Raw genomic sequence first — 21,893 nt, forward strand, 5'->3', positions numbered from 1 at the left:
AGGGCATACCCGGTAACCCAACAGTTGCTGAACATATTGAGTTCCTTACCAAGGAGCTTGAGAAACTCGATAATGTTAAGGTTTACCTTTCCACCGAGATAGAGGACATCGAGGGATATGTGGGCAACTACAAAACGACGATAAGAACCCCCGACGGAAGGGAGACACTTGAGCACGGAGTGGTTATAGTAACGACGGGAGCAAAGCAATACGAGCCAAAACAGGGCGAATATGGCTGGGGGATGTCGGAAAAAGTCATAACGATGCGAGACCTCGACATGAAACTTGCCGAAGGCGAGATAAAAGTCGAAGACGGTGAAACATTCGCTTTCATTCAGTGTGTCGGTTCAAGAAACGATGAACATCCATACTGTTCACGAGTTTGCTGCACGAAAGCTGTTGAGGAAGCGGTTTACATAAAGAGCAAGAATCCTAAAGCACGGGTCGTTGTGTTCTACAGAGACATTCGCACATACGGTTATGCTGAACTTATTTATAGAAAAGCAAGAGAAATGGGCACACTGTTTATCCGATTTGACCCTGAGAAGCCACCTGAAGTAACGATTGGTGATGATGGCAAGCCAAAAATTAAAGCATGGGACATACTTTTGGGCGCATACTTCGAGATGCCATTCGACTGGGTAGTTCTTAACGCAGGCATAGTTCCTGACCGTGAGAACAACGAGAAGCTTTCCAAGATGCTTAAAGTTCCGCTTACCGCCGATGGTTTCTTCCTCGAGGCGCACATGAAACTACGACCCGTTGACTTCGCCACCGACGGCGTGTTCCTTGCCGGTCTTGCTCATTCCCCGAAAAATGTTGAGGAATCGATAGCACAGGCTCAGGCTGCGGTATCGAGAGCGTGCACCATACTTTCAAAAGATTATGTTGAGGCTGCCGGCACTACTGCTGAGGTGAACGAATTCACCTGCGTAGGTTGCGGAACATGCGTTTCCGTTTGCGCCTACAGCGCAATAGAGCTCGTCGAAAAGAAGGTCATGGGTAAAGTAAAGGTTGTTGCGAGCGTTAATCCTGCCCTTTGCAAAGGCTGTGGTGCGTGCGCTGCCGCGTGCAGGTCGAATTCAATAGACCTTAAAGGGTTCACAAACGATGAGGTAGTGGAAGAAGTCGAGGCTATAAGCTGGGAAGTCTTTTAGCGTTCAAATTAAAAATAAAGCGAGCAGGTGAGCAAAATGTTTCGAAAAGTGCTGTTTATATTGGTTTCAATAACGGCATTGGGTTACGCTCAATTCGGCGTGTCGCCATCAACCATTAAAGCAAAGCTTAATAGAATTACATATGAGGAGGCGCCGTTCTATCCAGCGGTTTTCTTTAGGAGCGGTTCACAAAATATTGATGCCCGATTTAATCCTCTTCTTTCCGAGATAGCAAGAAGGCTTGCACTGAATGTCGATGTCGTGGTTGAGGTTCGGGGCTATTTTCATCCGCGTGGCGATGGTGAGGATAAAGTATCGCTTGCCATGAGAAGGGCGATAAAAGTTAAGGACGCTATTCTTAACCTCTCAAAAAACAAAAACCTTATAAAGGACCGTGTTGTAACGCAACCATCACCGGACCCGGCGAGAATGAATAGAGGCGTTGCCGGCTCAACCGACCCGAAAATTCAGGCGGAAAACCAGCTTGCTGTGATATCGACTGCCCCCATGACGAAATTCAGCGTGGACGAACTCATTAAAGATACCTACAAACTTGTAAAAATACTCGAATACAATCCGCTTGCGTTCGCTATAGTTCGTTCCCAGAATCCTGGAGACTGGCGGGAAATCTCGGAGAAACTTCCACCGCATGTAGTGTGGCGGGTTTTCTACTTCAGCTCGTTCGAGAGAAAAGTAACGGTTCATGGTGATTGGGTGGTTAGAAGGCCGTGGTGTAATGTGGAGCTCGGCGGGAAAATTTCTGCCGATGCGGTTAATGCGAGCACGAAGTCACAGCTTTACGGTTTTATCCGTGAAGATGGCTATCCCGTGGGAGTTTTCGCTACGCCAACCATATCTTTTGGGGTTATCGACCCTCGGTGGAACTATTATGTGGTTGCGCTTGAGGAGTCGCCCGCCGGGAATTCTTGGGCTTGGAGCAAACCGATAAAGTTTAAAATAAGCGGGAAGGAAGAGCGAACGGAGCGCTGGTTCGTGGTGAACTACGACCTTCCCGACATAAAACTTTCGGAAGAACCTTACGCGATAGCCAACAGGTTCGTGGTCGCGAGACGCATAATAGAACTTGTCGATGCTGGCTTTAAGCTCGATGTCACGGTTGTCGGTCATACCGATGTCCTCAAGGACGAGGAGAGGAGCCGTCAGCAGTCGCTTTACTGGGCGCAGCTTGAGATGGGAGCTATTATAGATATAGTCGCAATTTGCAAGAATATTGGGAAAATCGGGAATTGGTTTGACGAGCATGGGGTGAAAATCACCGCCAGAGGCGAGATGGGCAATAAACCCGCTACTCTTGGCGGGAAGATTTTTTGCGACAATTCCCTGCCTGAGGGGAGACTCGGTAACAGGCGGGTTGAGGTTGTTATAAAAGCGACGAGATAAAGGAAGGTGCGTTATGAACGATTTTAAGCCGAAAATATTAGCATTTCTTTGCAATTGGTGCTCCTACGCGGGAGCTGATTTGGCTGGAGTCTCGCGAATCCAGTATCCGCCGACTATAAGGGTTATACGGGTTCCTTGTTCTGGAAGAGTTAATCCACTTTTTGCCCTGAAAGCGCTTCAGGTCGGTGCCGATGGAGTGCTCATATCAGGATGCCATCCGGGTGACTGCCATTACATTACTGGCAATTATTACGCAAGGCGCAGGTTCGCCGCTATACATGACCTGCTCGATTTCCTTGGATTTCAGATGGAAAGGATTAACTTTGCGTGGTGCTCCGCATCGGAGGGGCAAAGGTTCGCGGAAATAGTAAAAATAGTTACGGACAAAGTAAAGTCAGTCGGTAAAAACAATTTTTACATAAAGGACAATTTCATCGACGAGATGCCATCGGCAAAAGGAGCGTAAAATGAATATAGAGCAACAAATCCGCGATGAAGCAAAAAAGCTGCTCGAAAGCGGCGATGTGGAAGCTGTTATAGGTTTCACACAATCCACATTTTTGGGCTTACCCCGACCTTTTGTGGCGAGAACACCTGAAGATGCTGAAAAGCTCGTTTTCAACAGATTTTGCCGTTACAACATTGCGGGCTATGTTAATCGTATGAAAGGCAAGAAAGTAGCCATTGTGGCGAAGGGTTGCGACAGCCGTTCTCTGGGCGTTCTCATAGCAGAAAAGCAGGTAGACAGGGCGAATTTAAGAATAATAGGCGTGCCGTGCGAAGGCATGATTTCGAGAAAAAAACTTGAGGCGAAATTTGGTAAACTCGCAGCTTTAAGAAAAATATCGCTAAACGAGAACAAGGTTCACGCAGAAACTGTAACTGGCGAGAAGCTCTCTGCTGACATTGATGAGTTACTTCACGACTCCTGTAAGCGATGTATGCATAGAAATCCCGTCCATTATGATGTCCTCGTTGGCGAGCCTGTTGAGGAAAACATAGATGTGAACGAGCACTTTGCTGTTGCCGTAGAAATGTATAAAAAGCCTGCTTCTGAACGCTGGAAGTTTTTCTCTGAAATGTTCCTTAAATGCATTCGCTGCTATGCTTGTCGTCAGGCGTGCCCTACATGCTATTGTGAAGAATGCTTCGTCGATTCGCGTTTCCCACACTGGTTAGATAAAGGGCAACATCCTACGGACATAATTTTCTGGCACATAGGAAGGCTTTATCATCAGGCGGGACGCTGTGTTGAATGCGGGAATTGTTCAGAGGTATGCCCAGTCGATATTGACTTTGACGCTATCCTTGCTTATCAGGCTAAGAAGGTTTGGGAGCGATACGGTTACGATGCCGGGGTAGCGGTGGACGAGCCACCACCGCTCCAGAATTATCGCGTGGACGACCCTCAGGAGTTTTTCTTATGAGTATGGGGCGAGTTGATATCGCCGTGATTCGTCATGGCGACCCCGTCGCAGAGGTCTTTGAAAATAGTTTGCGATTCGACACAGTTTTCGGATACGAAACTCAGATAGAGTACGCTATAGGCGAGAGGAAAGCTCTTATCATAGGCAAGCGGGATAAGCGAAAAAGTGCGAAAAAGGGAAACATTTTGCTTGAGACGATACCGGTTAACATCAGTTTCGCGCCGCGCCGATGGGCAAATAAAATCTATTACGAGTATATGCTAACGCTCTATTGGCTAATGAGAACTAACCCGCGTGTGGTGGTTTCAATTGGTCATTCATACGACCACATAGTTGCCCACATTTACTCACATATCGCTGAGGCGAGGCATATCGTTGCACTTACTGGAAATATTTTCTGGGGGAGGAGCCCGGTAAAAAGGTTCTTTCAGGGTATGATAAAGCATATTGTGAGAGACACGGGGAGAGTAACTGTATTAAGCAACGGCAAAGCACCTATTGTGGAGCTTGAAAACGCAGGTTTGAAAACTGACCACATAATCGAATATGGTCCGTATTACCCGCCGGAGTATTTCGCGGATGTCGAACTTGAACCGATATTTTACGATGGCGATACTTTTAAAATTCTTTTTGTCGGCAGGCTTGATGGCACAAAAGGGGAGTTCGATTTCGTCAGGGCGGCGAAGATGATTGTTGAACAGGTTGACGAAAGAGAACTGGGGAAGAAGCTAAGATTTATTGTTATTGGCAATGGTCCCAAAAGAACGGAACTTGAAAGGTTTGTTGGGGAGCTTGAACTCGGTAACTATCTCATGGTTCTCGGTATGAAGCCAAGTTTTTCCATATATTCCTATATGAGACATGCGGATATTGTAGCCGTGCCATCGTATCTTGAGGGACTTGGCAAGGTGCTTATTGAAGCCAAAATGGCAGGTGCGGCGACTGTGGCATATAAAACTGGCGGTCTAAGGTATTTAATAGAGGATGGAGTTGATGGCTTATTAGTTGATAAGGGTGATGTGGGTGGTCTTGCGAAAAGGATGATCGAGCTTATTGAAAACGACGAATTGAGGCAAAAAATTTCCCGAAATGCTCTCAAAACGAGGGAAAAGTACACTAATTTTAAGAATTCGTTTGCGTACAAGTTGAGAGAGGTTTTAGACGAGATTTTAGGAAAAGAAGGCTCAGGATTAAAGTAACGAGGTGAGATAATGGCGAAAAAGATTAGCGATGAGAAACTCAAAAGCTGGCTTGGCGAACTTGCCAGCGCGGGCAAACTTTATGGTCCCGATGCGAAGAAGATGAGATGGGGCAAAGTAGATTCCGTGGAAAATCTTGGCAATGCCTTTGAGATAAAAACCTCGCCAAAAGAGGTATTTCTACCGCAGGACCAAACTATGTTCAAATACGATTTAACGGACCCTGCTGGCACATTCGCTGAAATCGTCCCACATCCTCCCGAAGGAGCAGTACTTTGGGGTCTTAAACCGTGCGATGCTAGAGCGTTGATGTTAATCCATAGGGTTTATAACGAGGGTAGTTACAAGGATGTTTACTTTAATTCGTTGTGGGAAGGCATGATAAAAATTGCTATTGGGTGCACCAACCCGCTTTCCACATGTTTTTGCACCTCGTTTGAGGGTGGCAATCCGTTCGGCACAGATGGTGTGGATGTCCTTGCGACTAAAATTGATGGGCAGTGGATTTTTGAACCAGTAACTGAGCGTGGGGAAAAACTCATAGCCAACTTCGACGATGCAACGGATGAGGACAATGAGACTCTTAAGCGGGTTAAACAAGCTGCTATCGAAAAAGTCGATTCCACAGTGCCAACGGTTATAGCGGAAAAACTATGGGAGAAGTTTGGGGACGAGGATTTCTGGTTTGATTTGGGGGCAACATGTCTTGGCTGCGGTATTTGCACATTCGTTTGCCCGAGTTGCTATTGCTTCGACATAAACGAGGAGCAAATAGACCGAAGGGTTCGCCGTTATCGCACCTGGGATTCCTGCCAGTTCGCACTTTTTACCCTTGAGGCATCGGGTCACAATCCACGACCCACCCAGCTTCAGCGGATACGCCAGCGAATGATGCACAAACTTTCGTTTTTTGCCAAGCGCTACGATGGAACCCAGCTTTGCGTGGGCTGCGGACGATGCATCAGCGCCTGCCCAACGAGCATAGACATAAGAGATGTCGCAAGAAGAGCGATGGCGTGAGAGCCTTTTAGTTGGGCGATTTTCGCTCGAAAATTCGAATAAATGCCTGACAAAAAAATTTTAATCTTTATAATTTATATAATCCAGTAAGACAGGAGGGTATTATGAAGCATTTAATCTTCATTGCCTTATTATTGCTATCATCATTTCCTGTATTCGCTTCTTGGACAGATGTCATAGATTTGGACATAGCCCCATATTTTTCAGTCGATGCAGTTTCATTGGATACGCTTATTTTTGCATATTCAAACTGCATATTCGGCAGTGACAGCGATAGTGTGGTAGTAGGTTACATTACCTCGGGGGGATTCAGCAAAGATACAGTTCTTCTTAAAGATGTTCACCCTGCCTCAGTTATGCATCCTACTAAGATATTAGTGACGGAGGAAGGGAACAGATGGGTTTTCGTTCAAGCCAATGAATGGGAAGTTTATGCCTTTCATAATGATGGTTTAAATTGGGTGAGGATGGACCCACCTTGCCCAATGTGGACTACTCCCGATTTGTTCGTCACTCACGAGGATGAGATTTGGATATTTTTATTCATTGGCTTCGGACTCTTGCATAGTTTGGATGCGGAAACGAATTATGTTTATTACTCCCCGGGCGGATGGAGTGCAGGTTCTATAGCTCCTCTGAGCGGATATGTAACTGTTGACCCACTTTTTAGCAGGGTATTTGACGACTCGGTTGTATTCTGGTTCAGCACTGGAGACATTCCTGCCACAAGTGTTTTGAAAACAGTCTTGAATAGGTCAACGGGCAACTGGTCACCAGTAGAATCAAAGATTTACTATATACCATCGATCGGCAGGGGTATAGGAAATTTCGTATTCGATGGCAGATGTTATTATTATCAAGCCATAGATCCAATGTACATGTTGATTTGCCAGTCTTGCTCATCTGTGGTCGGTTTCAGGATTGATACATTATTCGCACACCATCCTGATGATAGAAATTTCCCCAAGATATTTTTCGCTTTTGATGATTCGTTAGGACTTTGGGCATTTTGGGAGCGTTATGATATGGTTACGCTCGATAGTTGCTTCTTATACATTATGAAGAAGGAAACTAACTGGGTCGTCCTTGATTCGATCAAGGTGTTACCATTGATAGAGGATTTAAAACCAGCTTTTTATGGCAACGAATTAGTGGGTATAGTGTGGAGAAGAACTCACGATTACGGATGCCATGTCAGACTTAAGATGAGAGCCAGCGTGAATGAACAACCGGTAAGCAAACCATTAGTAGATTTTGATGTTTTCCCTAATCCCTGCGTTAATACTGTGAAACTGAGGTTTAACAAAGATAATTTGCTAAATGTAAAGACCATAAGTTACGAAATATACGATATTAAAGGTCGTTTAGTGAAAAAATCGACCATGCCAGCAGGCACCCCCCAAATAGACCTCTCGTCAGAAAAAGAAGGGATTTACTTTCTAAGACTGGATTTTGGAGGGCATATCGTAACTAAAAGGATTGTTAAAATCGGAGACCGAACGTAGAATCAGAAATTTTACCTAATAAACATTTGCATTATAGATAAGACTGAAATCAAACAACCAAAGATGTCCTCACCAAACGAATCATTGTAATAGTTAATATTCTTTCATGCCCGTGAAAAAATCTTTTGTGAAAATCGATTTTATTTAGTAAACTTGTTTCTATCAGATATCAAACGGGGAGGCAAAATGTGGGATGATTATAAGGATAGGCTAACATCATTGTTCAAGGGTTTCGAGGGCTTCGCCGAGGTGAGGCTCGAGCGCAAGCGAACACTGTCAATAAGAATGCGTAACGGAAACATCGAGAGCTTCAATAGGACGAACAATCTGGGCGGTTTCGTGAGAGTTCTCCTGCCTGGTCGTGGCTGGGGAGTCGCGACATTAAATAGTATTGATAAGCTTGAGCAAGCATTCAAGGATGCTGTGGAAGCCTCGAGGGTGCTTATTCCTGATGAACCGATAAAGCTTGCCGAAGTGAAACCAGTGGTTGATAAAGTGGAAAACATCATGGAGGACCCGTATCATGCTCACTCTGATGAGGAGAAAATAGATATTCTTCGCAAGCATGACGAACTAATGCATCAGCATGGCGGCGGAGAAATAGCTGTTACTACGGGCGTGTATGCGGAGGTGTTCACGGAAAAACTTTATGCCAACTCTATAGGAAGTCTGATTGAGCATAAGCTTTCAGATGGGTTTGTGTATGCAGTAGCTCAGGCGAAGCGCGGGAGCGATGTTCAACAATGCGTTAAAAGCAGAAGCTCGCGGAATCGCTTCAGTGATCTTACGAGACTCGATGACATGGTTATTGACGCAGCGAAAACTGCGAAAGCGCTTCTTGATGCGAAACCTGTTGAGGGAGGGGTGTATACCGTCGTTATTGACCCTCGGCTTGCAGGAGTGTTCATCCATGAAGCTTTTGGCCACCTGTCGGAGGCTGACTTCATCATTGAGAATCCGCAGGCTCAAAAACTCATGACGCTTGGACGCAAATTTGGACCTGAATTCCTTAATGTTATCGATGACGGTACGGTTATGCCTGAGTTGCATGGCACGATAGTTTACGACGACGAGGGTGTTCCGGCACAGAAAACATACTTAATAAAGGAAGGTGTGCTTGTTGGCAGGCTTCACTCCCGAGAGACCGCAGGAAAGCTCGGTGAAGAGCCCACAGGGAACGCTCGTGCACAGAGCTACAGCTTCCAGCCGCTGGTTAGAATGACCAACACTGCCATAGAGCCGGGACCGCATTCAGCTGAGCACATTTTTGATGGAATAAAACTTGGTGTTTACGCTATCGATGCTTACGGTGGGCAAACTGAGCTCGAGAATTTCTCGTTCTCAGCGGGTCACGCATACATGATTCGTGATGGCAAAGTGGCTGAGATGGTGCGCGATGTTGTGTTGCAGGGAAACCTTTTTGAGACGCTCGCCAATATTGAGCAAGTAGCCGACGACTTTCAATGGGGCAGGTGGGCTGGAAACTGCGGAAAAGGTGGACAATCAGTTCCCGTTGATGTCGGTGCCCCTCACATCAGGATAAAAAATGTAACCATAGGTGGGCGAAAGTGAGGGATGATATTTTCGAAAAACTTATCCACGCAAAAAACAAAATCGACGGATTCGGAGAGATAAGGTTCCAGCGCTCTAAAAGTCTGGTCATAAGGTTTCGCAATGGTAGGGCGGAGATGATAAATCCTACGGTTGATCAGGGAGGATGCGTTCGAGTATTGCTTGCTGGACATGGTTTTGGATTCGCAAATTTCAACAGCCTTGATGGACTTATTAATGCTGTATCTGACGCTACGGATGCTTCTCGCGCGCTTATACCTGACGAGCCGATAAAACTCGCCGAGGTAGAACCTGTGGAAACCTCGATAGAAGCAAAACTAAAGGATGATTTTCGCAGCCATACGCTTGAGGAAAAGGTGGAACTGCTCAAAAGCTACGATGAGATACTGGCGGGCTATGATAAACGGATAATAGAGAGAACTCTTATCTATACTGAAGAATTTATTGAGAACTTCCTTGTCACCACGGATGGTGTCAGGATTTACAAGCAGCGAGCTGATGGTGTTTTGGTGTGTGTGGTTCGTGCAACGGATGGCAAGACCGTGCAATCCGCTCATAAAAGTTACGCTACTCGGCACTCATTCTCCGAGCTTGCCCGAAAGCATGACCTTGTGGAAGAGGTCGCGAAAATAGCCGTCGGACTCGTTGAGGCTGAACCTATTAAGGGTGGAAAATACACGGTAGTGGTGCATCCCTCTCTTGCGGGGGTTTTTATTCACGAAGCATTCGGCCATCTTTCAGAGGCTGACCATATAGAGGAAAACCCGCAAGCACGAGAGATGATGAAGCTCGGGCGGAAGTTCGGCCCCGAATTCCTTAATGTTATCGATGATGGTTCGGTTGTTCCTGAGATTCGTGGCACGATATTTTATGATGACGAAGGTGTGCCGGCGCAAAAGACTTATCTTATAAAAAATGGCGTGCTCGTGGGGCGGCTGCATTCTCGTAAGACCGCTGCGTCAATGGGAGAAAAACCTACTGGCAACGCTCGCGCGCAGGATTATAATTTCCAGCCCATAGTGCGAATGACGAATACGGCAATCGAGGCGGGACCACATCCGGCTGACCAAATTTTCGACGGCATAAAGCTTGGAGTGTATGTTATTGACGCTTATGGTGGGCAAACCGAGCTCGAGAATTTCTCTTTTTCTGCCGGGCATGCATATATGATTCGTGATGGCAAAGTGGCTGAGATGGTGCGCGATGTGGTTCTTCAGGGTAATTTATTCGAGACATTGGCGAACATCGAGCAAATAGCGGACGATTTCGTGTGGTGTCCCATGGGTGGGTATTGTGGCAAAGGTGGTCAGAGAGCCAAGACCGCCGAGGGTGCACCGCATATAAGAATAAGAAATGTGCTTATCGCAGGAAAATAGCAAAATAGGAGGATACAATGGATGTTATCGAAAAACTAAGGGGTAAGGTAGATAGGGGTGAGATTTACTTTGTTGAGAGTCTATCTCGTGAGGTTCAGTTCAAGGGTTGGAAAATAAGGAGCAGCGAGAGCAAACAGCAGCGCGGATACGGTGTTCGTGTTATTGTGGACGGTAAAGTGGGTACTGCTGGAACCACTGACCCCAATGCACTCGATGAGACGATAGACGATGCTATATCTGCTGCTAAGTTCGGTGAAAAACTCGACCTCGAGTTGCCCGGAAAATCGGAATTTAGTGTGCCCGAAATTTACGATGAAAAAGTCACTCAACTTGGAATAGAGCGGATGACTGACTATGGTAAAGAGCTTATATCTCGGCTTGAGAAGTATCGTAATGAGGCAGATTGCGAAATAGGAATAAGCACGAACCAGTCTGTGGTCAGGATAGCGAATACTGAAGGGTTCTACGGCGAGTATAAAAAGACCGCTTTTGCGCTATCGGCGGAAATTGTGAGAGTTAAGGAAGGCGATATCTACATTGCGTGGGATTACATCCATCTTACATCATTGCCCAGCGTTGAGGAAGCTGTGGAGAAGATAACGCGAAGAATTGATGACATAATGCAATACCGTGACCAGATAGTTAAGGCTCCATCGGGCAGGGTGCCGGTCGTTTTCTCGCCATATGGAACATATGCGGTGTTCCTTCCGCTTTCCGTCGGAGTCAATGGGATGAATATTTACACCAAAGCAAGCCCTGTGCACGACAAGCTTGGCCAGAAGCTTTTTGACGAAAAGCTAACGATCGTAAACGATGGCACTATTTCTGGAAGACCCGGCACGGCTCCTTTCGACGATGAGGGCGTTGTTGTTAAGAAATTCCCTGTTGTCGAGAATGGTGTTCTTACGAATTTTGTTCTCGACCTGACCACCGCCAAAAAGTCTGGGTACAAAAGCAACGGCTGTGCGCAGCGAAGCATATTCTCGCCGCCAATCCCGGCTTTCGCGAATGTCATAATTCAACCAGGCGAAACATCGCTTTCGGATTTGATTGGCGACATAAAGGAAGGGCTTCTTGTGGACTTCGTGCTCGGAATGGGACAGGGTAACATTCTTTCCGGTGCTTTCTCCAATCCGGTGTCCACAGGGTTCAAAATCGAGAATGGTAAGATAGTGGGAAGAGTTAAAAATGTTGCTATAGCGGGCAATATATACGAAAATCTTAAGGAAATAGCCGGCATAAGCAAAGAGGCACTTTGGGCGCATGGTAGTTACTATTCGCCTTACATAAGACTCGACAATATATCCGTAGTGAGCAAGTAACCGTAACCGCGACAAATTTAGTAGGATAATTACTTCTCAGAGTTTCGTTATGAATTCCCGATAGCATTACCTTGCTATAGCATCGGGAAATAGACTTTAAGTTCATAATCAGTAACGCGGACGCGATATCTTTCCCATTCGGATTTTTTGTTTGCTATAAACTTTGAGAATAGCGGTTCGCCGAATGTCTCTTTTACGAGTTTGCTGTTCTCCATTTCCAGAACAGCGGTTATTAATGAGTCCGGCAATGATTCTATTCCCTTTTCGTCTCGCTCGCGTTGGGACATTGTGTATATGTCAAGTTCGATGGGGTCAATGAGTTTGTAGTTGTTTTTTATCCCTTCAAGTCCTGCGGCAAGAACGACGGAGAATGTGAGGTAAGGGTTGCATGCGGGGTCGGGTGCACGATATTCTATTCTGCATGCCTGTTTTCTGTGCGGTTTGAACGCTGGCACGCGCACTAAAGCGGAGCGATTCTTTCTGCCCCAGCTTATGTAGGCCGGTGCCTCGTAACCGGGAACGAGGCGCTTATACGAATTAACCCACTGATTCGTTACAGCAGTTATCTCCTTGCAATGCGTTAAAAGGCCAGCTATGTATTTTTTCGCTACTTCAGAGAGGTTATATTTATCCTCCTCGTTGTAGAAAGCATTGCCTTCCTCGGTGAACAATGATTGATGGATATGAAGACCGCTTCCGTTTTCGCCGAACACAGGTTTCGGCATGAATGATGCGTAAAGTCCGTGTTTGCGGGCTATTTCTTTAATTATTACCTTTGCCAGTTGCAATTTGTCTGCCATAGCAAGCGCATCGTCGTATTGGAAGTCAAGCTCGTGCTGACTTTTCGCAACTTCGTGATGGGTCATCTCGATTTCGATGCCAAGATTACGCAACACGCTGAATGTCTCCTTCCGGGCGGCTACTGATTTGTCGAGAGGTAATATGTCGAAGTACCCGCCGGCGTCGAGTGGTGTTGGGTCACTATCCGATGGGAAATAGAAAAACTCCAGCTCGGGTCCGACATAAAAGTGCGTGAAACCCATCGAGCGAGCTTTTTCTACGGTTTTTTTCAGAACGAGTCTGGTATCGCTTTCAAATGGCGTGCCGTCGGGATAGAGTATGTCGCAAATCATAACAGCTGTTCTTATTCCGCAGAAGTCCTCAGGGAGTATTACGAATGTGTTCGGGTCGGGGCGTGCGAGAAGGTCGCTTTCCTCTATTCTTACGAAACCCTCCACTGATGAGCCATCGAAACCTATCCCCTCATCGAGTGCCCGTTCGAGGTCCTCGACTCTTAGCGAAAACCCCTTAAGTCTTCCGATAATATCGGTAAACCAAAGCTTTACGAGGGAAATGTTGTTGTTTCTTACTTCCGAAATAACCTCATCACGAGTCATCCCTACCTCCGATTTTTTGGTTCGTAAAAGATAGCATGAGGAATCGATTTTCGCCAGATATTTCGCAAAGGGTTGAGGGTAAGTGAGGAAATCGCTTTGTTATGTGGGATGTTCGAGCAAAGGGATATAACCTTATTAAACTATCCTGAACTAAAAGAGATAATACTACTAAGGCGTGAAATAGCTTAGTAAATATTACAATAAAATGATGAAGATAAAAATCTACTAATCTACTCTTATAACCAGTTAAAAAATTTTACGAATTAAGGTTTATTTAAATAAATTGTAAAATGTTGTTCTTGCAAAAAATCAAATTCTTTTTCCAAAACATACCCTGCTTCGTTCATTTCTTGAACAATAGTTTCTTTGGGCACATAATGTCCAAACATCCCACGGAATGTAAACAGTTTGCCTTTCTTATACTCTATTATGACCACTTTGCCATTGGGCTTTAGAAATTTCTTCAGTTCCTTGAAGTAACTAACACGATTTGATATGTGATGTGTCACATTGCGCATAAACACAAAATCCAAACTTTCCTTTGGCAGTTCCAATTTGTCTTTGGCTAATACTGTAACTACATTATTTAGTCCTTTCTGTTTAGCGCTACTATTCACGAATTCTAAAAGTTTTTCATCTGTATCTACAGCGTAAACTTTTCCCTCTTCACCCACTATTTCAGCAAACCTTAATGTAAAATAACCACCACCTGCTCCTATGTCAGCGATAACCTGACCAGATTTTAATCCTATGGTTTCTATAATCTGATCGGGTTTATTTCGTGGGTCGGATGCCTTTTTGTTGAACATTTTTGCTTTAAAGTTTCTCATCTTTTTTGCCTCCAGTGAGGGTTTTTTAATGTTATGGTGTATAATGATAGCATAAAAAAGTTTTTGCGAAGCAAAAATTTGGATTAGTGCCGCAAGGCACAAACCTTTTATGGTGTGTTAGGCGAAACTTATATAGATGCTGCCTTTTCATACTCTATCATTAAGGTCTCAATCAGTTCTTTAACAGAGACAATTTTATCCACTCTATAAGCATTGGCTCCTGCAAAAGCGAATCCTTCATCCAGATTTCCCTTTTTCGCGTTGGTTAATGCAAGTGCAATGCAATACGGTGCCTTTCTGTAATCACACGTTTTTAAACATTTCCATGGGCATTTAAATGGTTTCTTAATACCTGCTGATACATCATCTAAAAATTTGTTTCGTATCGCTCTTCCTGGTAATCCAACAGGGCTATCGATAATAATCAAATCTTCCTTTTTGCATTTTATATATGCTTCTTTGAATTTTATGTCTGCATCGCACTCGTATGTGGCTACAAATCTCGTTGCCATCTGTACTCCCTGCGCTCCTAGTTGGATAAATTTGTGAATATCTGCTCCAGTATATATACCTCCTGCGGCAATAACCGGGATACTTTTATTAAATTGTTGCTCAAAAATTTTTATTACTGAAATAACTTCTGGGACTATTTTCTCTAATCCATAATTGGGATCATTAATTTGTTCCTTTTTAAAACCGAGATGTCCCCCGGCTAACGGTCCCTCAACAACTACAGCATCGGGGACATGATTATAGTTCTTCGCCCAATATCGAAATATAATATTAGCGGCTCTTGCAGAAGACACAATAGGGACAACCTTTGTAGAAACATCTCTCAATTTATCCAATGGTAATGTCTTGGGATTTTTTAGTGGAAGCCCTGCACCGAGAAAAACCAGATCTGCACCTTCTTCCACTGCCACAAGCGAAAGCTCATCAAAATCTGAGAGAGCAACCATTATATTGACTCCAATAATACCGTTCGTCATTTCCCTTGCTTTTCTTATTTCTTTTCTCAACGCTCTTTTGTTTGCTTCTTTGAAATTTATACTAAAATCGGGTTCAAGCATACCAATCCCAGCAGCACCAATAACTCCAATACCACCCTCGTTAGCCACAGCCGAGGCTAATCCTGATAAAGAGATACCAACACTCATCCCGCCTTGGACAATTGGTATCTCAGCTTCAAGTTCGCCTATCCTTAATTTGGGCATTTTCCTTGAATCCATAAATTATCTACCTCCATTAAATTGCTTCTCCTAACTGCTGGAGGGTATGTGAAGCCTTGAGCTTAGCAAAGGGTTTGGTGAGCGTGAACGAACCTCATATTCGCTGTTAGGTGAACCCAATGGGGACAATGATTTGCGAAGCAAATCCGCAGAGTGCCCAAGCCAACCTGTTATTATTCTATCCACCATCTTTTTATATGCTCACTAAAATGCAAATAGGTCATTAAGAATATTATCTGAAAGATGGAAACAATAGCGGGATACATTGCCATGGCATGACCACTTTTTCCAAAGGTCGTAACTAACAAACCAATCGTTAATGCCACATTTTTACTAACTGTGGTGAACACAATTGCCTGATTATCCTCATATCTTAATCTTGCCAAATATTTATTAAATATAAGTGCTATGCCTATCATTATTGTATAGAAGCACATTGCAATAGGTGCTACCAATATAACCTTCCCCCAATGTTCTATTATCAATTTCCCCTTAAGTGCAAAAATCACAAAAATTAATATATAAAGAAATGTCAAAGTAGTTAACGAAAAATATGGTTTAATCTCCTTAAAGTCTATATTTTTCTTTTCTATCAACCCTTCCCTTGTAATCAAGCCCAAAATCATAGGCAACACAAGAACAAGGACTAAACTTTTAATGACTTCACCAAAAGGAATTATGCTACTTCCCATATTCAATAAGTGAATGGTTATTGGGTAAACAATTAATGACAGAATGAAAGCCAATGCTACTATCATGCTTGCTGAAACCATATTTCCTTTTGATAGTCCGACATATCCTAAACCCATGCTTGAAGCGGGTGCCACTGCCAATAGTAACAATGCAATCTTTATGTCTGGGGGAACATGGAACACTGTGCAAAGGAACCAGTATAGAAATGGTGCGGCAACAAAGTTAAAAGATAGTGCGATCGCAATGGTCTTATAAGATGTTTTGACTTTTTTTAGACCTTCAAAAGAAATATTAACCATCATTGGATATATCATTAAAAACACGATAATCATAAGGTATTTGGAGAGAAATTTTGGAGAGTATGTGTAGCTAACAAGAATTCCCAAAATAATTATTAACAAAGTGTAAAGCAGCATGTATTTTGAAAGGTTTTTTACTATCCTATCTATTTTTCTCATAATTTCTTATCCATGCTTGGATTAAGCATTTCACCTAACTCCATTCATTTCCGAGTTGTTCGGTTATGTCGATAATCGCTAATATTTAACAAGGCAAGATAAAAAGTCAAGCCGATTTTAAATAATTACTTCTTTTCACAGGAATAGCCCGAAGCAATCATCGAAAATTTCCTGAATTAGGTTTAGCCAGAACTTTCTAACGGTTTTATATTATACTATTCATCTTTGTGATGTTTTATAACTCTGCCCTCAACCATAAATATTACATCTTCACAAATGTTTGTGGACAAATCCGCTATGCGTTCTAATGAGCGGGATATTCTTATTAAATGGATGGCTCGTTCGATAGTAGTGGGGTCAGAACTCATATAGGTAATCAGCTCTCTTAAAACTTGATCTCTCAAACCATCAACGATAGTATCCTTCTCACATACGGATTTTGCTAATTCTGCATCCTTATTTATAAAAGAATCTATCGCGTTTTTTAACATATATATTGACTCTTCAGCCATTCTTGGAATATCAATTAAAGGTTTAACAGGTGGTCTTTCTATCAAATATAAAGCACTTTCTGATATATTTACTGCTAAATCTCCTACTCTCTCTAAATCATTATTCATTTTCAGAATCATCAAAATAGTCCTTAAATTTCCCGCTTTTGGTTGATATAAAGCGATTAGATTTGTGCATAGTTCATCTAATTCTATTTCTAACTCATTCATCTTGGGTTCGTATTCTTTAATCACCTTTTCTAAAATTTCCTTCCTTTTTTCAATGAGTCCCTTAATTGAGCTTTTAACCATATCTTCAGCCAAACTCGCCATGTCAATCAACTTCTTTTTCAATATATTAATTTTTTCTGTCAACATATTTCCCCCTTAGCCAAATTTTCCTATCAAATAATCCTCTGTGCGCTTATCCTTGGGTCTCGTGAATATTTGCTCTGTTGGACCATACTCGATAAATTCTCCAAGCATAAGAAATGCCACATAGTCCGATACACGCGCCGCTTGTTGGATACTGTGTGTCACAATAATTATTGTATAATCCTTTTTTAGTTTCTCGAGTAACTCCTCAAGTTTTGCCGTTGCCATAGGGTCTAAAGCTGATGCAGGCTCATCCAGAAGTATTATTTCGGGCTCAACCGCTAATGCTCTTGCCAAACAAAGTCGTTGCTGTTGTCCACCCGATAGTGCAAGCGCAGAAGTATGTAATCTGTCTTTAACCTCATCAAAAAGATTGGCATCTATTAATGCTTTCTCAACTCTCTCCTCCAATTCTCTCCTATCTTTGATTCCATGAATCCTAAGTCCATATGCTACATTTTCGAATATTGATTTGGGCAAAGGATTGGGCTTTTGGAAGACCATCCCCACTTTTTTACGAAGTTCATATACATTGATATTGTCAGAGTATATATTCTCACCATCGATAAAGATTTGACCTTCAACCCTTGCTTCATCAATTAGCTCGATCATTCTGTTGATGCACCGAAGAAAAGTGGATTTACCGCATCCTGATGGTCCCATTATAGCAGTTATTTTATTTTGTTTTATAGATATATTATTATTAATCAGGACATGTTTATTGCCAAACCAGACATTTAAATTTTTAACAATTATTTTGTACTCAGAATTATTTACCACTTCCTCGCCCTCCTTCTCTTTGTTCGTATTAGTATAGCTATCAGGTTTATTCCCACCACAAGGATAAGAAGCACCACGGCGGTTCCATAGGCGATTGGCACTTGTAATTCGGGCTTTGTGCCCTCGGTCATCAAGGCATAAATATGGTAAGGTAGTGCCATTACTTCATCAAATATTGACTTTGGCAGTCGCCTCGTATAAAAAGTGGCAGCGGTAAACAAAATTGGTGCAGTTTCTCCAGCTGCTCGTCCTATTCCAAGGATAACGCCAGTTAGGATACCTGGCATAGCACTGGGAAGAACGATATGCGTTATGGTTTGCCATTTGCTTGCACCTAATGCATAAGATGCATCCCTAAATGTTTGCGGCACAGCAAGAATAGCCTCTTCAGACGCCCTTATTATCGTGGGTAAGATAAGCATCCCTAAGGTAAGGGCTCCCGCAAGGATTGACACGCCAAAGCCAAATAATTTTACAAACACAGCAAGCCCAAAAAGTCCGAATACAACGGAAGGTGTGCCAGCAAGGCTATTTATGCCGATTCTTATAACTCTTGTTAATTTAGATGATTTTGCATATTCAGTTAAATAAATAGCACTAAAAACTCCTAACGGTAAAGAAAAAAGTATTGCTCCTATAGAAAGGCAAAGTGTGCCAACAATAGCAGGAAATATACCACCTTTTGTCATACCTTCTTTCGGGAAATCAAAAATAAAAGATAGATTCAACACTTTAAATCCGCGGACAAATATAAACGAAAGGATTATAAAAAGCGAAAGTATTACTATCAGACACGCTAATCGGCATAACGAAAATCCTATGATTTGTTTATATTTTCTCATAACCCCTTTCTTTTATATAATTGGCTAAAATATTGAGACCTACTGTTATCAAAAACAAAACTGCGCTGATAGCGAAAAGAGCATGGTAATGAGGACTCCCCGCTGGCGCCTCTCCCATTTCAGCTGCTATAGTTGCCGTCATAGGTCTAACGGGCTGCAAAAATGAGTGAGGTATTACTGCTGCACCACCTGCAACCATGAGCACAGTCATAGTCTCACCGATTGCCCTGCCCAAACCCAAAATTATAGCTGTCAAAATGCCTGATTTCGCAGCAGGTATGACTACTTTGGTGATCGTTTCCCACTTGGTGGCTCCAAGTGCATATGATGCCTCTTTTATCTCCTTAGGAACAGATGTTATGGCATCTTCAGCAATACTGATAATCGTTGGAAGTGCCATAATTCCAAGAAGACAAGAAGCAGTAAAAGCAGTCAGCCCTACTGGTATGTTAAAGAGCTTTTGTATAAGTGGTGCAACAACTACCATGCCAAAGAATCCGTAAATTACCGAGGGTATACCTGCCAGAAGTTCTATCATAGGTTTTATAGTCTCTTTTATCCTTGGATGGCTTAACTCAGCCGTATATATTGCTGAACCAACCCCCAAAGGAACAGCAATAAGCATTGCCCCCAAAGTAACGAGAAATGAAGCCAAAATGAGCGGTAATATACCATACTCTGGTGGCTCATGTGTTGGGTGCCAGGATTTGCCCAGAATGAATTTTATAGGACTTACCACTTTAAATATTGGTAGCCCCTCCTTAAATAAGGAGGCGGCAATCCCGAAAAGAAAGATAATTGATAGGAAAGCGCAAAAGAAAAGTATGCATTCAATATGTTTATCCTTCTTTAGCATATTTTCTTATTTGCTTGATATAAGACTTCACTTTGAACTTGATTATATATGACCTTTGAATTGGAGTCTCTCCGTCATTTACTCGCTTGTCGGCTTAACCGGGACAAAGCCTATTTTGTCAACTATTTTCTGCCCCTCCGGACTGAGAACGAAATCTATGAATTCCTTTGCTAATCCCGTAGGCTTACCATCAGTATAGAGGTAAAGAGGTCTTGCGAGTTTATATTTACCGGACACAACTGTCTCCTTAGTGGGCTCTACACCATCCACTGCCAGTGCTTTAACTTTGGACGAAATATATCCAAGTCCTACATAGCCAATAGCACCTGGTGTTTTTTCCACAGTCGTTGCTACTGCCTTATTGGATGCCAGCATAAGCGCATCTGCTCTCGTCTTTGCACCCTTTAGGACTATCTTCTTAAACACCTCAAAGGTGCCTGATGCGACATCCCTTGATATTACCACAATCTTTCCCGGCTTTCCACCGACATCTTTCCAGTTGCTTATTTTACCAGTGTAAATATCCTTTAGTTGTGCTAAGGTTATTTCGGACAATGGATTTGTTGGATGCACAATAATAGCGATACCATCTTTGGCTATTACAGTGGCTAAAGGATTTATACCTTTACCCCTTGCAGATTTAAGTTCTTTTGTCTTCATTGGTCTGGATGCCATAGCAATGTCACAAGTGCCATCGATGAGTGCAGCGATACCAACGCCAGACCCTCCACCTCTTACGCTGATATTCACATCCGGATGTTGGTCCATGAATTTTTCGGCACATAATTGAGCGATAGGGAGAACAGTGGTCGAACCTGTCAATACGAGCGTTCTTCTCCCAGCAAATGCCATCTCCGAGGTAACCATCTGCGCAGCTATTAATGCCACTATTATAGCTGCATACATTATTTTTGTGCCCCACATCTTCATGTTACACCTCCTTTTTTAAAAAGGGTTTGTTGCAAATTCCCACCTAAGTTGCATTAAAAACTCATTGTCTGCTTCTTTGTTCGAGTCTTCATATTGTTTCCGTTCGAAATTTACTTGAAGCATTACACCTGGTTTGCCTTTACTCAACTTGACAATGTAATAATTGAAGCCGCCTATAATTCGATAGTGGGCATCTTTTTCTTCATCGGTATTTCTGTCCCAGTAATCAACTCTACCAACCAATTCAAGATTAGGATTGAGCTTCAGAATTGGCATTATCATAACACCTAAGCCAGTAAGTTCGGGTTCGCCTGTTTTAGTCATAATTAACTCGCTCCAAAAATCGATTGGTCCGCGTGCAACCCTGCATATACCCGCCACAAGAAGTCTTTTTGATTCTTCCTTCTTCTCATAGAGCGCAGAACCACCAATAGTTAAGCCTGGTATGGGTATAAATCTAACATTACCAACAAGCGCTGGATATTTATCAACATTGCTCTTGTATTTCTTGTAACCTTCTCCGTTATAAACTCCGAGTTGCCATTCTCCCATTCCTCTGGGAATATCTGCATTTGCAGTTACGCCGTAGTCAGCACTTGCTACTACCTTCTCTTTATCTTCAAGTGTCTTCTCGATCGTCACATATTTCCAATCATAAACAGTTCCCCAGTAAATTTTCTGTAGCCCAACCGTAATCTTGCCCTCGGGAATAATGCCTTTAAAGTCAACATATCCGTATTTGAGTTTGAGCCCGGCACCGTGCGGGTCCCTGTCACTTGAGAATATGTCAACATTTACCCTACAGCTTATTTTATCAGTGAATGCATGCTCCCAGCGTAAATAACCACGCTCCAGTCCGAAATAACTCGCATCTAATTCTGTGAGTTCACCTTCCGCTTTGGCTGTGTATCTGAACCATGTGTAGGCTTTAAGCTGCGACTTACCAGGCGCAAGCCCTGCGTAGGCACACTGCGCGTAAAAAGTAACTCCCAAGATGACTAACAACATCTTTGTGAACTTACTCATCGTTCAC

At 43.2% G+C, this 21,893-nt stretch carries 20 protein-coding genes; 10 read left to right on the forward strand and 10 right to left on the reverse strand.

Annotated elements, in window-relative coordinates; translation table 11 throughout:
• The 10 genes from J7J62_00440 to J7J62_00485 all read left to right on the forward strand — a co-directional run.
• A partial coding sequence (locus tag J7J62_00440; protein MCD6123627.1) for a CoB--CoM heterodisulfide reductase iron-sulfur subunit A family protein occupies positions 1-1,157 on the forward strand: 1,157 nt, incomplete at its 5' end.
• Between the two features lie 36 nt (positions 1,158-1,193).
• Complete coding sequence (locus tag J7J62_00445; GenBank protein MCD6123628.1) at positions 1,194-2,558, forward strand: hypothetical protein; 1,365 nt, start codon at positions 1,194-1,196, stop codon at positions 2,556-2,558.
• Between the two features lie 13 nt (positions 2,559-2,571).
• Positions 2,572-3,024: a hydrogenase iron-sulfur subunit gene (locus tag J7J62_00450; protein MCD6123629.1), complete on the forward strand. Its 453-nt coding sequence runs from the start codon at positions 2,572-2,574 to the stop codon at positions 3,022-3,024.
• Between the two features lies 1 nt (position 3,025).
• Positions 3,026-3,985, forward strand: a complete 960-nt coding sequence (locus tag J7J62_00455) for a 4Fe-4S binding protein (GenBank protein ID MCD6123630.1) — start codon at positions 3,026-3,028, stop codon at positions 3,983-3,985.
• Entirely contained in the window at positions 3,889-5,184 is a 1,296-nt protein-coding gene (locus J7J62_00460) for a glycosyltransferase family 4 protein (protein ID MCD6123631.1), read from the forward strand. Before J7J62_00455 ends, J7J62_00460 begins: the two co-directional genes overlap by 97 nt.
• A gap of 12 nt (positions 5,185-5,196) precedes the next feature.
• Complete coding sequence (locus J7J62_00465) at positions 5,197-6,204, forward strand: 4Fe-4S dicluster domain-containing protein (GenBank protein ID MCD6123632.1); 1,008 nt, start codon at positions 5,197-5,199, stop codon at positions 6,202-6,204.
• 104 nt (positions 6,205-6,308) lie between these two features.
• Complete coding sequence (locus J7J62_00470; GenBank protein MCD6123633.1) at positions 6,309-7,709, forward strand: T9SS type A sorting domain-containing protein; 1,401 nt, start codon at positions 6,309-6,311, stop codon at positions 7,707-7,709.
• A gap of 186 nt (positions 7,710-7,895) precedes the next feature.
• Positions 7,896-9,281 (forward strand): TldD/PmbA family protein, encoded by a 1,386-nt coding sequence (locus J7J62_00475; protein MCD6123634.1) that lies wholly within the window; start codon positions 7,896-7,898, stop codon positions 9,279-9,281.
• Positions 9,278-10,657, forward strand: a complete 1,380-nt coding sequence (locus J7J62_00480; protein MCD6123635.1) for a TldD/PmbA family protein — start codon at positions 9,278-9,280, stop codon at positions 10,655-10,657. Before J7J62_00475 ends, J7J62_00480 begins: the two co-directional genes overlap by 4 nt.
• 17 nt (positions 10,658-10,674) lie before the next feature.
• Complete coding sequence (locus J7J62_00485) at positions 10,675-11,979, forward strand: TldD/PmbA family protein (protein MCD6123636.1); 1,305 nt, start codon at positions 10,675-10,677, stop codon at positions 11,977-11,979.
• A gap of 74 nt (positions 11,980-12,053) precedes the next feature.
• Here J7J62_00485 and J7J62_00490 read toward each other — a convergent pair whose 3' ends face one another.
• From J7J62_00490 to J7J62_00535, 10 genes are all read right to left on the reverse strand, one after another.
• Positions 12,054-13,376, reverse strand: coding sequence for a glutamine synthetase (locus J7J62_00490; protein ID MCD6123637.1), 1,323 nt, complete (start codon positions 13,374-13,376; stop codon positions 12,054-12,056).
• A 263-nt stretch (positions 13,377-13,639) separates the two neighbouring features.
• A complete protein-coding gene (locus J7J62_00495) occupies positions 13,640-14,206 on the reverse strand; it encodes a class I SAM-dependent methyltransferase (protein MCD6123638.1) in 567 nt (188 codons plus the stop codon).
• Between the two features lie 128 nt (positions 14,207-14,334).
• Positions 14,335-15,435 carry a nitronate monooxygenase gene (locus J7J62_00500; GenBank protein MCD6123639.1) on the reverse strand — a complete coding sequence of 367 codons (1,101 nt, stop codon included), beginning with the start codon at positions 15,433-15,435 and terminating at the stop codon, positions 14,335-14,337.
• Between the two features lie 173 nt (positions 15,436-15,608).
• Positions 15,609-16,586, reverse strand: coding sequence for an arsenic resistance protein (locus J7J62_00505; GenBank protein ID MCD6123640.1), 978 nt, complete (start codon positions 16,584-16,586; stop codon positions 15,609-15,611).
• Positions 16,587-16,801: 215 nt separating this feature from the next.
• The gene (gene phoU, locus J7J62_00510) at positions 16,802-17,455 is read right to left on the reverse strand and encodes a phosphate signaling complex protein PhoU (GenBank protein MCD6123641.1); all 654 of its coding nucleotides are present in this window, start codon (positions 17,453-17,455) and stop codon (positions 16,802-16,804) included.
• Between the two features lie 9 nt (positions 17,456-17,464).
• A complete protein-coding gene (pstB, locus tag J7J62_00515) occupies positions 17,465-18,232 on the reverse strand; it encodes a phosphate ABC transporter ATP-binding protein (GenBank protein MCD6123642.1) in 768 nt (255 codons plus the stop codon).
• Positions 18,226-19,074, reverse strand: a complete 849-nt coding sequence (gene pstA / locus J7J62_00520) for a phosphate ABC transporter permease PstA (protein MCD6123643.1) — start codon at positions 19,072-19,074, stop codon at positions 18,226-18,228. Before pstA ends, pstB begins: the two co-directional genes overlap by 7 nt.
• Positions 19,061-19,930, reverse strand: coding sequence for a phosphate ABC transporter permease subunit PstC (gene pstC / locus J7J62_00525; GenBank protein MCD6123644.1), 870 nt, complete (start codon positions 19,928-19,930; stop codon positions 19,061-19,063). Before pstC ends, pstA begins: the two co-directional genes overlap by 14 nt.
• Positions 19,931-20,008: 78 nt before the next feature.
• A complete protein-coding gene (locus tag J7J62_00530) occupies positions 20,009-20,854 on the reverse strand; it encodes a phosphate ABC transporter substrate-binding protein (protein MCD6123645.1) in 846 nt (281 codons plus the stop codon).
• Between the two features lie 21 nt (positions 20,855-20,875).
• The gene (locus J7J62_00535; GenBank protein MCD6123646.1) at positions 20,876-21,868 is read right to left on the reverse strand and encodes a hypothetical protein; all 993 of its coding nucleotides are present in this window, start codon (positions 21,866-21,868) and stop codon (positions 20,876-20,878) included.
• Positions 21,869-21,893 lie beyond the last annotated feature (25 nt).

This window comes from bacterium (genome assembly GCA_021159335.1).
In the GTDB taxonomy this organism is placed as follows: Bacteria; UBP14; UBA6098; order B30-G16; family B30-G16; genus JAGGRZ01.

Excerpts from the sequence above, each read along its gene's own strand:
- J7J62_00445 (MCD6123628.1), top strand. The coding sequence starts at position 1,194 with ATGTTTCGAAAAGTGCTGTTTATATTGGTTTCAATAACGGCATTGGGT.
- J7J62_00450 (MCD6123629.1), top strand. The coding sequence starts at position 2,572 with ATGAACGATTTTAAGCCGAAAATATTAGCATTTCTTTGCAATTGGTGC.
- J7J62_00455 (MCD6123630.1), top strand. The coding sequence starts at position 3,026 with ATGAATATAGAGCAACAAATCCGCGATGAAGCAAAAAAGCTGCTCGAA.
- J7J62_00465 (MCD6123632.1), top strand. The coding sequence starts at position 5,197 with ATGGCGAAAAAGATTAGCGATGAGAAACTCAAAAGCTGGCTTGGCGAA.
- J7J62_00470 (MCD6123633.1), top strand. The coding sequence starts at position 6,309 with ATGAAGCATTTAATCTTCATTGCCTTATTATTGCTATCATCATTTCCT.
- J7J62_00475 (MCD6123634.1), top strand. The coding sequence starts at position 7,896 with ATGTGGGATGATTATAAGGATAGGCTAACATCATTGTTCAAGGGTTTC.
- J7J62_00485 (MCD6123636.1), top strand. The coding sequence starts at position 10,675 with ATGGATGTTATCGAAAAACTAAGGGGTAAGGTAGATAGGGGTGAGATT.
- J7J62_00490 (MCD6123637.1), bottom strand. The coding sequence starts at position 13,376 with ATGACTCGTGATGAGGTTATTTCGGAAGTAAGAAACAACAACATTTCC.
- J7J62_00495 (MCD6123638.1), bottom strand. The coding sequence starts at position 14,206 with ATGAGAAACTTTAAAGCAAAAATGTTCAACAAAAAGGCATCCGACCCA.
- J7J62_00500 (MCD6123639.1), bottom strand. The coding sequence starts at position 15,435 with ATGGATTCAAGGAAAATGCCCAAATTAAGGATAGGCGAACTTGAAGCT.
- J7J62_00505 (MCD6123640.1), bottom strand. The coding sequence starts at position 16,586 with ATGAGAAAAATAGATAGGATAGTAAAAAACCTTTCAAAATACATGCTG.
- phoU (MCD6123641.1), bottom strand. The coding sequence starts at position 17,455 with ATGTTGACAGAAAAAATTAATATATTGAAAAAGAAGTTGATTGACATG.
- pstA (MCD6123643.1), bottom strand. The coding sequence starts at position 19,074 with ATGAGAAAATATAAACAAATCATAGGATTTTCGTTATGCCGATTAGCG.
- pstC (MCD6123644.1), bottom strand. The coding sequence starts at position 19,930 with ATGCTAAAGAAGGATAAACATATTGAATGCATACTTTTCTTTTGCGCT.
- J7J62_00530 (MCD6123645.1), bottom strand. The coding sequence starts at position 20,854 with ATGTGGGGCACAAAAATAATGTATGCAGCTATAATAGTGGCATTAATA.
- J7J62_00535 (MCD6123646.1), bottom strand. The coding sequence starts at position 21,868 with ATGTTGTTAGTCATCTTGGGAGTTACTTTTTACGCGCAGTGTGCCTAC.